Genomic DNA, 12,274 nt, shown 5'->3' on the forward strand with positions numbered 1-12,274 from the left:
AGAGGAGGAAACAGGTATGGTTCGCAACATTCTCGTCACGGGATCGGCATCGGGAATCGGCCTCGCCACCAGGCGACAGCTGGAAACGGCGGGTCACCGCGTGATCGGTGTCGATCTGCGCGATGCGGAGATCCAGGTCGACCTGTCCACGGTCGAGGGCCGCGCCAGAATGGTAGCCCTTGCCGGTGAGATGGCGCCCGCTGGTCTGGACGGTGTGGTGGCGGGGGCGGGGATATCCCGTCCCGACCGGCCGGCCGACATGCTGGCGCTCAATTATTTCGGGGCGGTGGCGACGCTGGAAGGCTTGCGGCCTCTGTTGGCGCGGGGCCGGCGGCCACGTGCCGTTGCCATCTGTTCCACCGCTGCCCTGCTGCCGTTCGATTCCGCAACGGTGGACGCGTGCCTTGCCCAGGACGAGGCGACGGCCCTGGCAGAGATCACGGCGCGGCCGGAACTGTCCTATTCCACATCCAAGCGCGCGTTGTCGCTGTGGTTGCGCCGTGCTGCCGTGCGCCCGGAATGGGCAGGGTCGGGTATCCTGCTGAATGGTGTCGCTCCGGGGGTGGTGGAGACACCGATGACGGCGCCGCTGCTGGTCGACCCGGAGATGGTGAAGCTGATTGCCATGGCGAACCCGATGGCCGTCAGCTTCTATGCCAAGCCTGAGGAGATCGCGGAGCTGATCACCTTCCTGCTGGACCTGGAAGGGCACTACCTGCTGGGGCAGGTGATCTTCAACGATGGTGGTACCGACGCGCTGATGCGCCCGGATGCCTTCTGAATTCAAATCATGGGGATGAACAAGATGACTGGTCGTTTGGAGGGCAAGGTCGCCCTGGTCACCGGCGCCGCATCGGGCATTGGGCTGGCCATCACGGAACTGTTCCTGGATCAGGGCGCCCGTGTTGTCGCCACCGACATCCAGGATGAAAAGGGCGCGCGACTGGAGGCGCGGTTTCCCGGACGTGTCGCCTATGCTCATTGCGACGTAACAAAGGAGGCGGAGATCGCGGCGGCGGTTCAGAAGGCCGTTTCGGTATTCGGCCGGCTGGACGTGCTGGTCAACAACGCCGGCATCTGCGACATGATGGTGACATTCGAGGATATCGATGCCGACCGCTGGGACTGGAACTTCGCGGTGCTGTTGCGTGGGCCCATGCTGGGCATCAAGCATGCCGAACCGGTAATGGCAGCCGGTGGCGGCGGTTCGATCATCAACATCGCCTCCGTGGCGGCGCTGCAACCGGGATGGGGTCCCATTACTTATACCACGGCAAAGGCGGGGCTTTTGCAGCTCAGCCGGGCGGCGGCGGTGCAACTGGCCGGCAAAGGTATCCGGGTCAACGCCATATGCCCTGGCATGATCGCGACATCAATCTTTGGGGCGTCGATCGGCCTTGAGCGGAACGTGGCGGATCAGATGGCTGCGCGCGTGGCTGAAGCGAGCGCGACGGTCCAGCCCATCCAGCGGGCCGGCATGCCCGATGACATCGCGCAAGCTGCCCTCTATCTGGCGGCGGCCGAAGCGGGGTTCGTCACCGGCACACATCTGGTGGTGGATGGCGGTCTAAGCATCGGTCCCCGGCATGCCTGGGACCCCAATACGTCGCCGCCGCTATCGGAACTATTCAGCGGATAAGGAAAGCATCATGACCCCGTCATGGTGTAAGCCATGACGGGGTGACCACCATCATATTTTTGAGGGAGGTCCGGGGTCAGCTGCGTCGCGACAACTCATCGAACAGTCGGGGAATAGGCTTCATACCGAAGGCCGGCATGTTATCGACCCGATTTTGGTTTACTGGCGGCTGGAGGAGATTGTCCATCTTCTGCTGCCAGGATGCTTGGCTGACAGACAGGGTGGCCAACGACGCCGCCAGGACGAGAAGCAGGGCCAGTGGACCAAACTTCGCCGGTGATTTTGTCATCTGCATGATCATCTTGTCCTCCCAATGTTTTTATGTCGGTTTCGATTGAGATGATGCAGAGCCTGGAGCATTGATCCTGCCGGTGGTGTTAACCTGGGATCATGCGGCGCGAGCCCTGTACATTGTCTCCGCCCGTGTCTTCAGCGCGCGGGCGGTGTCGTTGAAAGCGCGGCGGACCCAAGGGCCAGCAAAGCGCATGACATGGATGCCATTCTCCCCGGTGAAGGCATCGGTGGACAGGTAACGGCATCTGTCAGGCCCAAGCGAGGTAATCACCTGATCGCGACGCGCGGTATAGGGCCAGGCAGGATCATAGAGCTGTTCCCAGGACAGCAGCCGTTCCGGCTCGAAAGCGCAGATATATTCGGTAATGTTCAGTAACTGGCCCGGATTGACATAATCGACCAACGTCATTCGGACCGGCGCGCCCATTTCCAGCGTCGATACGGCGTTGACACAGAATGGGTTCCATTCACCATAGCGCGGCATGTCGGTCAGGATATTCCAGACCACAGACGCGGGCGCGCCGATGTCGACCGGGTCCGACGCGACCAGGATCTCCCGATCATAAACGGCGAACGGATCAAAACTGGACTCGCCCACTGGAATCTCCATTTGCAATGATAAATGCCATGGTAATTACGCATGATACCAATGAATGCTCTTAACGAAAAGCAGTGTTCGTCGCGTATTGTAAAATTATATGCGGATTGCCATGACGTACATCGCAACAGCCGGCGCGGTGCGGCGGACGCCGGATGCGATCCCAGTTTTCCTCATAAGTGGAGATTCTGTGGCGTATAAATTTAGATAATCGCTGCATTATCCAGAATATGTTACGCATAATGTGAAAATCTGACCTTGCTCGCCGAGGTCGGGTCGGCGCATTAGTTGCGGCATCGTTCACCGCTCCATACCTGTTTTGCGTTAGGGAGGACCCGATGATGCCCGACCAATCCGTGATGAAGGCAGCGCTGCAGGCCTATATCGATCGGACCAATGCCGGCGATGTCGATGGGCTGATGGCATTGTTCGCCCGGGATGCGTGGATGGAGGACCCGATTGGCACGCCCGTCAAGAACAGGGCGGAGATGGAAGCGCTGTTTACAAATGGTGTGGCCTATGGCGCGCGCATCACCCCCGTGGCGCCCATCCGGGGCTCCTACGCGGCGGAGGCGGCTTTGGTGTTCGAGGTCGAGTTCACCCCGCCAGGCGGTAAGCGGACCCGTATTCGGTCCCTGGACGTCTGCACCTTCGACGATGGGGGCCTGATCACCAGCCTGCGGGCCTATTTCGGTCCCGACGATATCGAGGAGATCGGTGCGTGACGCGGGACGACACGCCGATGGTTTCTCTTTGTCTCAACGGTTTCAACGGCTCCCCCTGGTTCGGGGGTAGGGCCGATCTGCCGGCCTGGATCGACGCGTCGGCGGCGGCGGGTTTCACCCTGTTTGCGCCGGACCGGTTTTCGTTGGAAGCCTGGGAGGCCGGCGGCAACAGTCTGAATGATCTGGCGCGGCGCATGCACGATGCGGGGGTCGGGTGCGGCTTCATCGCCGCTGCCGCCCTTCTGGACGCTGAGGGCGATCCCGGCCCCGACATGGCGCGGGCGGTGCTGGCGGCGCAGGCGTTAGGCGCACCTTTCATCCAGGTGAATGTCGCGGCTCCGCGGGGGCGGGCGCGTCTGGCGGCCATCGAGGCGGCCTGTGCCGCCACGCGCGGGACCGGCATCCGCATCGCCATCGAGTATCTGCCGACCCTGCCGCTGGCGACCCTGGCGGAGACGCTGGAGATGGTGCGCCATGTCGGGGTGCCGCAGGCTGGTGCCATGATCGATATCTGGCACCACGCGCATGGACCGGATGATTGGCAGGCGCTGGAGACGGTACCGCTGGACGCCGTCGCCTACCTTGAATTCTGCGACGCGCTGTCGGCGGTGACGGGGGATCTTCATATGGAAATGATGTCCCGCCGCACCTTTCCCGGTGACGGGGTGCTCGACGTCGCCCGTTTTGCCAGCCTGTTCCGGGCCAGGGGATATGACGGCATGGTCAGCGTGGAAGTGCTGAACGCGCAATGGCGCGGGCGCGATCCCCGGCCCTTTGCCACCCGTGCCCATGCCGGCTCGATCACCTATTGGGAATGACAGGCGGGCGGGGGCACGGATGCGTGCATCCCGGCACCGCGATGAAGGAGGGCGGAGGATGCTGAAGGTCGAGGCTATGGTCTGTCACGCGCCGGGTGAACCGTTGCGGCTGGAGATGTTCGACCTCCGGCCACCGGTCGATGACGAGGTGCTGGTGGAGATCATGGCCAGCGGGCTGTGCCACACTGATCTCAGCCAGCTTGAAGGCCAGACGGCCCATTTCCCCTTTCCCATCGTGGCCGGGCACGAGGGGGCGGGGATCGTCCGGGAATGCGGCAAGCATGTCACCAATGTCGGTATCGGCGATCATGTGATCCCGCTGGCCATCGGTGAATGCGGCACCTGCGGCCATTGCCGGTCGGGGCGGACCAATTTGTGTGAGACCTTCCTGGCGGAACTGGGCCGGCCAGCCTCCCGGTTCTCCCTGAACGGCCAGCCGGTGTCATCCTATGCCGGGGTGGGCACGCTGGCCCGTTTCGTGGTGATGAAGCAGAGCAATGTCGTGGCCATCCGCAAGGACGTGCCCTTTCACCTTGCCTGCACGCTGGGCTGTGCGGTGGCGACGGGCGTTGGGGCGGCGATCCATACCGCCCATGTCGGGAAGGGGGACGCGGTCGCGGTATTCGGGCTGGGCGGGATCGGCCTGAATGTCGTGCAGGGGGCGCGCCTGGCGGGTGCTTCGCGCATCATCGGCGTGGACCTGAACCCCGACCGCGACGCGCAGGGGCGCCGTTTCGGTCTGACCGACTTCGTCAATCCGAATGACGAGGATGCGGTCGCGCGCATCCGCACCCTGACCAATGGCGGTGTCGACCACAGCTTCGAATGCGTCGGGCATGCCGGCGTGATGCGTCAGGCGATGGATTGCACCCATGTCGGCTGGGGCTGCTGCACAGTACTGGGTGTGCCGCCGGAAGGTGAGGAGATGCGCATCCTGCCGTTCAACCTGCAACTCGGCCGCACGATCAAGGGCTCCTTCATGGGCAATGTGAAGCCCCGCAGCCAGCTTCCCCAATGGCTCGACCTATATGTCGAGGGGCGGCTCAATCTGGATGATCTGGTGACCCACCGCCTGCCCATGGCCGATGTGAACAAGGGCTTCGCGTTGATGAAATCCGGCGAGGCGCTGCGGGTCGTTGTCAGCTTTCAGCGGCAGAATGCTGGAGTGGAAGCGGCATTCTGAGGCCGGGCGGGGCGGCTGGTCCCTATCCCAGGTCGCGGGTCACATCCTCCATGTCCAGCGGGCGGACCAGCATGAAAATGGCGCTCCAGTCGTAATGGTCGTGCCGGGCCGCGCGATCCTGTTCGGCGATCAGGTGGATATCCTCCCGCAGCGCCTCGTACTGCGCCAGGACGCGCATGCGTCCCGCCGGGCTCAGCCGGACCAGATCGGCGACATAGCAGGCATCGGTGGCGCCGAAATCCATCGACAGGAAGAAGTGCTTCACCGTTTGCTCAAAGGCCACCGACAGCGGCCCGCCGCGCCGCCATTTCACCGACCGGCTGGTCAGCGGCCGCAATCGCCCGCCCGCGCCGACATCGATCAGACCCAGCCGGACAAGCCGGTCGAGATATTGATCGACCCGTTCAGGCGTCATGCGGAATTCCCGTTCGCATTGTTGGCGCTGGGCGCCATTGAGGATGGAGAAGAACAGCAGCGCCAGCCCGCGATCGGCCGCCAGGATGCGTTCCTGCGCCAGCGTGAAACGCTCCAGCCCCTCGTCGCCGGAACGGGCGATCAGGTCGCGCAGGTCCAGGCCGATGACGGCGCATATCTGATCCAGCCGGTCGATGGTCAATCCCCGTCCCCGCAACCAGCGCCAGATCGTCGGTTCGGCCACGTCCATCCGTTCCGCCAGTTCACCGACACGCACGCCCTGCCGTTTCAGCTCCCGTCGCAATTCATCCAGGATCCTGACCACGCCCGGCCGCTCCGCCATCAACCATTTCCTTTCTGTATCATCAGATGATCGGATCCGATCGTAATACGATTGATGGTGCGGTTTCCATATTGATGGCGCAGGTAACCTTCCGCAGTTTCAACAAAAATATTCTCAGGCAACAGGAGGATGCCATGGCTGGCACGAAGGATTACGGCCTGGGGGAATTCACCTTCCCGCGCGGCTGGTTCATGGTGGCGCGGGCGGCGGATCTGGGCGATGCACCGGTACGGCTGCGGCTGCTGGGACGTGAACTGGTACTCTATCGTGGTGCATCGGGCCTGCCTGTGCTGCTGGACGGGCTTTGCCCTCACATGCAGGCGCACCTGGGCGCACCGCAGACATCGGAGGTGGCAAGCGGCCGGATCGAGGGTGACGCCATCCGCTGCCCTTATCATGGCTGGCGTTTCGGGCCGAAAGGCAAATGCGACCATGTCCCCTATTTCAGTGGACCGATCCCGCCCGCGGCAAAGGTGCGGGCCTATCCGGTGACAGAGCGCTTCGGCTGCATCTTCGCCTGGCACGACCCGGAGCAAGGAGAGCCCGACTATGCCCTGCCTGACCTGCCGGAATGGGAAGATCCGCATTGGGTGCGCTGCGACTATGACGATCTCGGCACGTTGAACGTCCATCCGCAGGAGATTGTCGACAATCTGGTCGATATCCACCATTTCGGTCCGATCCATGGGCAGCGGATCGCCTATTTCGACACGATCTTCGATGGCGTGATCGGTCGCCAGCGATCCGGCGGCGGGCACGAGACCATGGGTGGCGATACCGGGGTGCTGGAGGTCGATGCCTTCTATACCGGTCCCGGCATTCTGCTGGCGCGCTTTTCCGGCGATACCGACGCGGTGCAGATCATCTTGCACACGCCCAAGGAGGATGGGGTGACGCAGGTATGGCACGGCCTGATCACCCGCGCCCGTCATGTCCCGCACAGGCCAGAGGACCTGGCCATGCGGCGGCAATATCACGATGTGGGTTTGGCTGCCTTCTCGCAGGATTTCGCGATCTGGCAGACCAAGGGACCCGCCATCGGCATCCTGCGCTTGCCGACGGATGGGCCGTTCCATCGCGGCCGCGTCTGGTATCGCCAGTTCTACAACCCCCGCGCCCAGGCCGGGGAGTTCCAGGCCCGTGTCAACGGCCTGCACCGCACCGCTGGAACGCCCGCACATCCGAGTGCTGCAGCGGAATAATCCAAAATTGGGAGCATATGTATCATGGACAAGGATTTCCCCGAGGGCGCCGTCATCGTTTTTGGCGGCAGTGGCGGCATCGGCAAAGGTGTGGCGCTGGAATTCGCGAAGGCCGGAACGGATGTCGCCATCTGCTATCGTTCCAAGCGGGAAGTCGCCGAGGCGACGGCCGACGTCATCCGCGCGCTTGGCGTCAAGGCCAGCACCCATCAGGCGGATGTGCGCGATCGTGCCCAGGTTGAAGCGGCGTTTGCCGACGCTGTGGCCAAGCATGGACGGGTCCATTCGCTGGTCTGGGGGGCTGGTCCTGTGGTCGCGCAAGTGAATATCGCCGATTGGACGGATGAGCAGTTCCGCAATTCCATCGATATCGAGGTTTTCGGTTTCCATAACGCCATCCAGACGGCCCTGCCGCATTTCCGGGCTGGCGGCGGGGGTTCCTTCATCCATCTGGGATCGGCCGGCCATGATTGGTGGCCGCACCTGGATGGGCTGTCCGTGGCGCCTAAGGCCTGCAACGAGGCGCTGATCAAGGGTATCGCCAAAGAGGAAGGCATCCATGAGATCCGCGCCAACTCCATCCTGGTCGGCGTGATCGACGCGGGCCAGTTCAAGCTGGGGCAGAAGGAAGGCTATTTCGATGAGAATTGGGAACGGGCGGTCAAGGCGATGCTGCCCCTGAAGCGCTGGGGCCTTGCCAAGGATATCGGTCAGGCCGCCGTCTTCCTCGCCTCGCGTCGGGCTAACTATATCACCGGTCAGACCTTGTCCGTCGCGGGCGGCTTCGGTGTCTGAGCGGGAAGCAAGCGGCGCGGCGACGGTCCGCCCCCATGCGATGACGGTCCAGGAAGCCCTGGACCGTCTGTCGCTACAGCATCTGGTAACCGCCTATTGCCACGGCATCGACCGTCGCGACTATGCTTTGGTGCGCAGCCTCTATCACGACGATGCGATCGATGATCACAGCCCGTTCTATCACGGATCGGCGGATGGCTATGTCGCCTGGCTGCCGTCAATGATGGCGACTTGGCGGGCAACCGCGCATTCCGTCGGTAACATGTTGCATCTCATCGACGGAGAACTGGCGGAGGGTGAGATCGGCGCCAGGGCATGGCATCTGACCCAGGACGGCACCCGTGAGTTCACCGCCCATGGCCGTTATATCGACCGGTACGAGCGGCGGGCTGGCGTTTGGCGCTTCACGCATCGTTCCTTCATCCTGGACTGGTCGGAAGATCGTGTCGTGACGCCGGGCGACGATTTCGGGACGACGGGCGTGGGAAGGGGCGCATCCGGCCCGGACGACCCCTGCTATGCGCGCCTGGCGATGTTGCGCGCGGATCGCCTCGCCGGAGGTTGTGGTTGATGCTGGCTGCGGGCAGGGCATGCCAGAAAGGCGAATTAGGGCGTGAAGCGTTGAATAATGTCGGCGTCTCTACGCATATTGAAGAACTTTACGTCCATATCATTCGAATATCGTATTGCATGTGGATTGGGCGGTAGGTACCTTGCGCGAAAAGGGGCACATGTACCCGGCGGCAATAACCTGGGCTGATACACGGCGCTGGGGAGGAAAATCAAGGGATGGAAGCTGTGGTAACGATGTCGGTGGTGACCCGTGCCGGGGATGAGATCAAGATCGAGGGGCAGGTCGGCACAACGGTCATGGAAGCGATCCGGGACGCGGGCGTCGACGAGATGCTGGCGCTGTGCGGCGGCTGCTGTTCCTGTTCCACTTGTCATGTCTATGTGGATGACGCCTTTGCCGCGACGGTGACGCCGGTGACGGAATCGGAGAGTGACCTGCTAGAAGGCTCCGCCCACAAGACAGCGCAGTCGCGGCTGTCCTGTCAGTTGCATGTCACGGAAAAGTCCGAAGGCCTGCGTGTCACCCTGGCGCCCGAGGATTGATCCGTCGCTATGCATCGGGAGCCGTGCCGGTTTGGGGGGATGGATGAGGACGGGGTCGGCCAGATGGATGTGGTGATCGTGGGCGGCGGCCATGCCGGCGCGCAAGCGGCGATTTCCTTGCGGCAGGGGCAGTTCCAGGGGCGCATCACCATCATCGGCGATGAGATGGAGCCCCCCTATGAACGTCCGCCCTTGTCGAAGGAATATCTGTCGGGGGATAAGGGCTTTGACAGGCTGCTGATCAGGCCCCGGTATTTCTGGCAGGAGCGAGGGGTCGAGCTGCGATTGGGGCGCCGGGTTGTGGCAGTGGATGCCACGGCACATGCGGTAACACTTAGTGACGGTTCGGTGCTTGAGTATGGCCGGCTGATCTGGGCCACGGGGGGTGCGCCGCGCCACCTGACTTGCGACGGCCATGACCTGAACGGCGTGCATACCGTGCGGACCCGCGCGGATGTCGACCGCATCATGTCGGCGCTGGCGGCGACGGAGCGTGTGGCCATCGTGGGAGGCGGCTATATCGGGCTGGAGGCGGCCGCCGTGCTCCGCAAGCTGGGCAAGAAGGTCACCGTGCTGGAAGCCCTGGACCGGGTTCTGGCGCGTGTCGCCGGTGAGCCCTTGTCCCGCTTCTATGAGGCGGAGCACCGGGCCCAGGGCGTCGAGATCCGTCATAATGTCCAGGTGACCGGCATTGAGGGCAAGGACGGCCATGTTGTGGGCGTCCGCCTTGCCAATGGCGAGGTGATGCAAGCCGACATGGTGATTGTCGGGATCGGGATCATCCCCGCGGTTGAACCCTTGCTGGCGGCGGGGGCGGAGGGCGGGAACGGCGTCGCCGTGGATGCACGATGCCGGACGAGCCTGCCTGACATTCATGCCATCGGGGATTGCGCATCGCACCGGAACGCCTTTGCGGACGGTGCCTGGATCAGACTGGAATCCGTCCAGAATGCCACCGATCAGGCGATTGTCGCGGCCAAGGACATCATGGGCGGCGATATCGAATACCGGTCCGTGCCCTGGTTCTGGTCCCATCAATATGACCTGCATCTGCAGACCGTCGGCCTGTCGGTCGGCCATGATGAATGCATCCTGCGTGGCGATCCGGCGACACGTAGCTTCTCCATGATCTATCTGAAACAGGGCAGGGTGATCGCCATCGATTGCGTCAACTGCATGAAGGATTACGTACAGGGCAAGAAGCTGGTGACCGACGGGATGCTGATCGATCCCCTGCGGCTGCGGGATGCCGCCACGCCCATCAAGGACATTATCGCCGCGTCGGCGCAATGAACCGCGTCGGCCCATAACGCCGTCCGCGCATCAGGAAGGACAGATCCATGCTTGAGAAGATCGTTCTCAACAATACCACGCTGCAGGTCAGCCCGCTATGCTATGGCACCAACATGATGGGCACGGCCCTGGATCAGGCGCGATCGTCCGCCCTGCTCGACCGGTTTGTGGCGCTGGGCGGCAATTTCCTTGATACCGCCCGCTCCTATGGTGATTGGATACCGGACGCCCCCGCCGGTGCCAGCGAGCGGGCCATTGGCGCTTGGCTGAAGACCCAGGATCGCAGCAAGATTGTCATCGCTACCAAGGGCGGGCAGATGGATTACCGCGCCGGCGATTGGCGCAACCGGGCCAATCCCGCCGACGTGACCAAGGATCTGAATGAGAGCCTGGATCATCTGGGCGTGGACCAGATCGATCTCTACTGGTTGCATGCTGACAATCCGGCCGTCCCGGTGGGTGCGTTGATCGACAGCCTGATCGCACATCAGAGGGCCGGCCGCATCCGCTATTTCGGTGCGTCGAACTGGTCGGCGGACCGGGTGCTGGAAGCCCAGGCCTATGCGAAGTCGGTCGGGCACCCTGGGTTCGCGGCAGTACAGCCCTTCTGGGGCCTGGGCAAGCCCAACGCCGAAGCTGCCGCCGCCCAGGGCTATGTGCTGTATTACGAGGATGGCATGGCCGCTGCCCACCAGGCCGGGCTGACCATGATCCCCTATTGCGGTCAGAGCCGGGGCTTCTTCACCAAGGTCGATGCCGACGGGGAAGAGGCGTTGCCCGATCATCTCAAGGCGTTCTACGTCAATGACACGAACCGGGCACGGCTGGCCGTGGCGCAGGCCCTGGCGGTCAAGCATGGCGTCAGCATCAACGAGATCGTCCTGGCCTATCTGATCGACCAGCCATTGCAGACCATCCCCATCATCGGGGCCAGCCGGCCAGAGCAACTGACTGAAAGTGTCAAGGCCGTCGGCGTCAAGCTCAGCGCCGAGGAAATCGCCCAGTTGCAGGTGGCCTGACGCGCCATTTCGGGTCGGCGGCGGGTTCTCGCGGAGGAAACAATGCTGCTCAAGGATAAGGTTGTCATCATCACCGGCGTCGGACCGGGCATGGGACAGGCCATGGCCAGGATCGCTGCGGCGGAGGGCGCCAAGGTGGTGCTGGCGGCGCGCAACAAGAACTTCCTCGACGCGGTGGTGTCGGACATCACGGCGTCGGGTGGGCAGGCCATCGCCGTGCAGACCGATGTCAGCGATGCCGGTCACTGCACGCGGCTGGTAGCGGCGACCATCGATGCGTTCGGCCGGATCGACGGTCTGGTCAACAGCGCCTATGCCGGCGGGGAGATGGGGTCGCTGGAAACCACAGATGTGGAGAAATGGGCCCAGGTCATCGACGTCACCTGCCTGGGCGCCGTGCGGATGGCACAGGCGGTGGCACCGCAGATGAAGGCGCAGGGCGGCGGGGCGATTGTGAATATCGCCACGATGCAGGCGCAGAAGCATCTGCCCGGTGGCTCGCTCTCCTATGCGGTGTCGAAGGGCGCGCTGGTGACGGCCTCGCGCCAACTGGCGGCTGAACTCGGCCCCTACAATATCCGGGTCAATGCCACGCGGATGGGGTGGTTGTGGGGAGAGCCGGTGCGCAACGCCCTGAAGGAGATGGCGCAACACGCCGGAACAACGGTGGAGGCCATTGCCGCCGGTGTCGCGCAGAACATTCCCCTGCGGGTGATCCCGCCAGAGGAGGAGTGTGGCCGCACTGTCCTGATGTTCGTATCGGATTACACGAAGATGGTGACGGGTGCGGTGCTGGATGTGAATGGCGGGGAATGGATGGCCCCGTGATCCGGGG

General features: G+C 63.2%; 15 protein-coding genes. 12 read left to right on the forward strand and 3 right to left on the reverse strand.

Annotation, left to right across the window (positions count from 1 at the left end):
• The first annotated feature begins 16 nt into the window (after positions 1–16).
• Together ACODTW_RS16880 and ACODTW_RS16885 are read left to right on the forward strand one after the other, a co-directional pair.
• Positions 17–781, forward strand: coding sequence for an SDR family oxidoreductase (locus tag ACODTW_RS16880; RefSeq protein WP_488947222.1), 765 nt, complete (start codon positions 17–19; stop codon positions 779–781).
• A 24-nt stretch (positions 782–805) separates the two neighbouring features.
• Positions 806–1,639, forward strand: a complete 834-nt coding sequence (locus ACODTW_RS16885; RefSeq protein WP_488947223.1) for an SDR family NAD(P)-dependent oxidoreductase — start codon at positions 806–808, stop codon at positions 1,637–1,639.
• A gap of 76 nt (positions 1,640–1,715) precedes the next feature.
• On the opposite strand, the gene ACODTW_RS16890 is transcribed toward ACODTW_RS16885, so the two are convergent.
• Positions 1,716–1,940 carry a hypothetical protein gene (locus tag ACODTW_RS16890; protein WP_488947224.1) on the reverse strand — a complete coding sequence of 75 codons (225 nt, stop codon included), beginning with the start codon at positions 1,938–1,940 and terminating at the stop codon, positions 1,716–1,718.
• Positions 1,941–2,027: 87 nt separating this feature from the next.
• On the reverse strand, positions 2,028–2,531 hold the full coding sequence (locus tag ACODTW_RS16895) for an SRPBCC domain-containing protein (protein WP_488947225.1): 504 nt from the start codon (positions 2,529–2,531) through the stop codon (positions 2,028–2,030).
• 338 nt (positions 2,532–2,869) lie between these two features.
• Between ACODTW_RS16895 and ACODTW_RS16900 the strand changes: the two genes are divergently transcribed.
• Genes ACODTW_RS16900 through ACODTW_RS16910 form a run of 3 tightly spaced genes read left to right on the forward strand, consistent with a single transcriptional unit; the run spans position 2,870 to position 5,257 of the window.
• Complete coding sequence (locus ACODTW_RS16900; RefSeq protein ID WP_488947226.1) at positions 2,870–3,256, forward strand: nuclear transport factor 2 family protein; 387 nt, start codon at positions 2,870–2,872, stop codon at positions 3,254–3,256.
• Positions 3,253–4,074: a sugar phosphate isomerase/epimerase family protein gene (locus ACODTW_RS16905; protein ID WP_488947227.1), complete on the forward strand. Its 822-nt coding sequence runs from the start codon at positions 3,253–3,255 to the stop codon at positions 4,072–4,074. The genes ACODTW_RS16900 and ACODTW_RS16905 overlap by 4 nt, the downstream gene beginning before the upstream one ends.
• Positions 4,075–4,132: 58 nt before the next feature.
• Positions 4,133–5,257, forward strand: coding sequence for a zinc-binding dehydrogenase (locus ACODTW_RS16910; protein ID WP_488947228.1), 1,125 nt, complete (start codon positions 4,133–4,135; stop codon positions 5,255–5,257).
• A gap of 22 nt (positions 5,258–5,279) precedes the next feature.
• On the opposite strand, the gene ACODTW_RS16915 is transcribed toward ACODTW_RS16910, so the two are convergent.
• On the reverse strand, positions 5,280–6,014 hold the full coding sequence (locus ACODTW_RS16915; RefSeq protein ID WP_488947229.1) for a helix-turn-helix domain-containing protein: 735 nt from the start codon (positions 6,012–6,014) through the stop codon (positions 5,280–5,282).
• Between the two features lie 134 nt (positions 6,015–6,148).
• On the opposite strand from ACODTW_RS16915, the gene ACODTW_RS16920 reads away from it, so the two are divergent.
• The 7 genes from ACODTW_RS16920 (at position 6,149) to ACODTW_RS16950 (ending at position 12,267) form a co-directional block, all read left to right on the forward strand.
• Positions 6,149–7,216 carry an aromatic ring-hydroxylating dioxygenase subunit alpha gene (locus ACODTW_RS16920; protein WP_488947230.1) on the forward strand — a complete coding sequence of 356 codons (1,068 nt, stop codon included), beginning with the start codon at positions 6,149–6,151 and terminating at the stop codon, positions 7,214–7,216.
• Between the two features lie 24 nt (positions 7,217–7,240).
• Positions 7,241–8,011, forward strand: coding sequence for an SDR family NAD(P)-dependent oxidoreductase (locus ACODTW_RS16925; protein ID WP_488947231.1), 771 nt, complete (start codon positions 7,241–7,243; stop codon positions 8,009–8,011).
• Positions 8,004–8,582: a nuclear transport factor 2 family protein gene (locus ACODTW_RS16930; RefSeq protein WP_488947232.1), complete on the forward strand. Its 579-nt coding sequence runs from the start codon at positions 8,004–8,006 to the stop codon at positions 8,580–8,582. Before ACODTW_RS16925 ends, ACODTW_RS16930 begins: the two co-directional genes overlap by 8 nt.
• A gap of 218 nt (positions 8,583–8,800) precedes the next feature.
• Entirely contained in the window at positions 8,801–9,127 is a 327-nt protein-coding gene (locus tag ACODTW_RS16935) for a 2Fe-2S iron-sulfur cluster-binding protein (RefSeq protein WP_488947233.1), read from the forward strand.
• A 39-nt stretch (positions 9,128–9,166) separates the two neighbouring features.
• Positions 9,167–10,420 (forward strand): NAD(P)/FAD-dependent oxidoreductase, encoded by a 1,254-nt coding sequence (locus tag ACODTW_RS16940; RefSeq protein WP_488947234.1) that lies wholly within the window; start codon positions 9,167–9,169, stop codon positions 10,418–10,420.
• A 47-nt stretch (positions 10,421–10,467) separates the two neighbouring features.
• Positions 10,468–11,439, forward strand: coding sequence for an aldo/keto reductase (locus tag ACODTW_RS16945; protein WP_488947235.1), 972 nt, complete (start codon positions 10,468–10,470; stop codon positions 11,437–11,439).
• 42 nt (positions 11,440–11,481) lie between these two features.
• Positions 11,482–12,267 carry an SDR family oxidoreductase gene (locus ACODTW_RS16950; protein WP_488947236.1) on the forward strand — a complete coding sequence of 262 codons (786 nt, stop codon included), beginning with the start codon at positions 11,482–11,484 and terminating at the stop codon, positions 12,265–12,267.
• The last annotated feature ends 7 nt before the right edge of the window (positions 12,268–12,274 follow it).

The organism is Niveispirillum sp. FG148, assembly GCF_057809655.1.

Excerpts from the sequence above, each read along its gene's own strand:
- ACODTW_RS16880 (WP_488947222.1), top strand. The coding sequence starts at position 17 with ATGGTTCGCAACATTCTCGTCACGGGATCGGCATCGGGAATCGGCCTC.
- ACODTW_RS16885 (WP_488947223.1), top strand. The coding sequence starts at position 806 with ATGACTGGTCGTTTGGAGGGCAAGGTCGCCCTGGTCACCGGCGCCGCA.
- ACODTW_RS16890 (WP_488947224.1), bottom strand. The coding sequence starts at position 1,940 with ATGATCATGCAGATGACAAAATCACCGGCGAAGTTTGGTCCACTGGCC.
- ACODTW_RS16900 (WP_488947226.1), top strand. The coding sequence starts at position 2,870 with ATGATGCCCGACCAATCCGTGATGAAGGCAGCGCTGCAGGCCTATATC.
- ACODTW_RS16910 (WP_488947228.1), top strand. The coding sequence starts at position 4,133 with ATGCTGAAGGTCGAGGCTATGGTCTGTCACGCGCCGGGTGAACCGTTG.
- ACODTW_RS16915 (WP_488947229.1), bottom strand. The coding sequence starts at position 6,014 with ATGGCGGAGCGGCCGGGCGTGGTCAGGATCCTGGATGAATTGCGACGG.
- ACODTW_RS16920 (WP_488947230.1), top strand. The coding sequence starts at position 6,149 with ATGGCTGGCACGAAGGATTACGGCCTGGGGGAATTCACCTTCCCGCGC.
- ACODTW_RS16925 (WP_488947231.1), top strand. The coding sequence starts at position 7,241 with ATGGACAAGGATTTCCCCGAGGGCGCCGTCATCGTTTTTGGCGGCAGT.
- ACODTW_RS16935 (WP_488947233.1), top strand. The coding sequence starts at position 8,801 with ATGGAAGCTGTGGTAACGATGTCGGTGGTGACCCGTGCCGGGGATGAG.
- ACODTW_RS16940 (WP_488947234.1), top strand. The coding sequence starts at position 9,167 with ATGGATGAGGACGGGGTCGGCCAGATGGATGTGGTGATCGTGGGCGGC.
- ACODTW_RS16945 (WP_488947235.1), top strand. The coding sequence starts at position 10,468 with ATGCTTGAGAAGATCGTTCTCAACAATACCACGCTGCAGGTCAGCCCG.
- ACODTW_RS16950 (WP_488947236.1), top strand. The coding sequence starts at position 11,482 with ATGCTGCTCAAGGATAAGGTTGTCATCATCACCGGCGTCGGACCGGGC.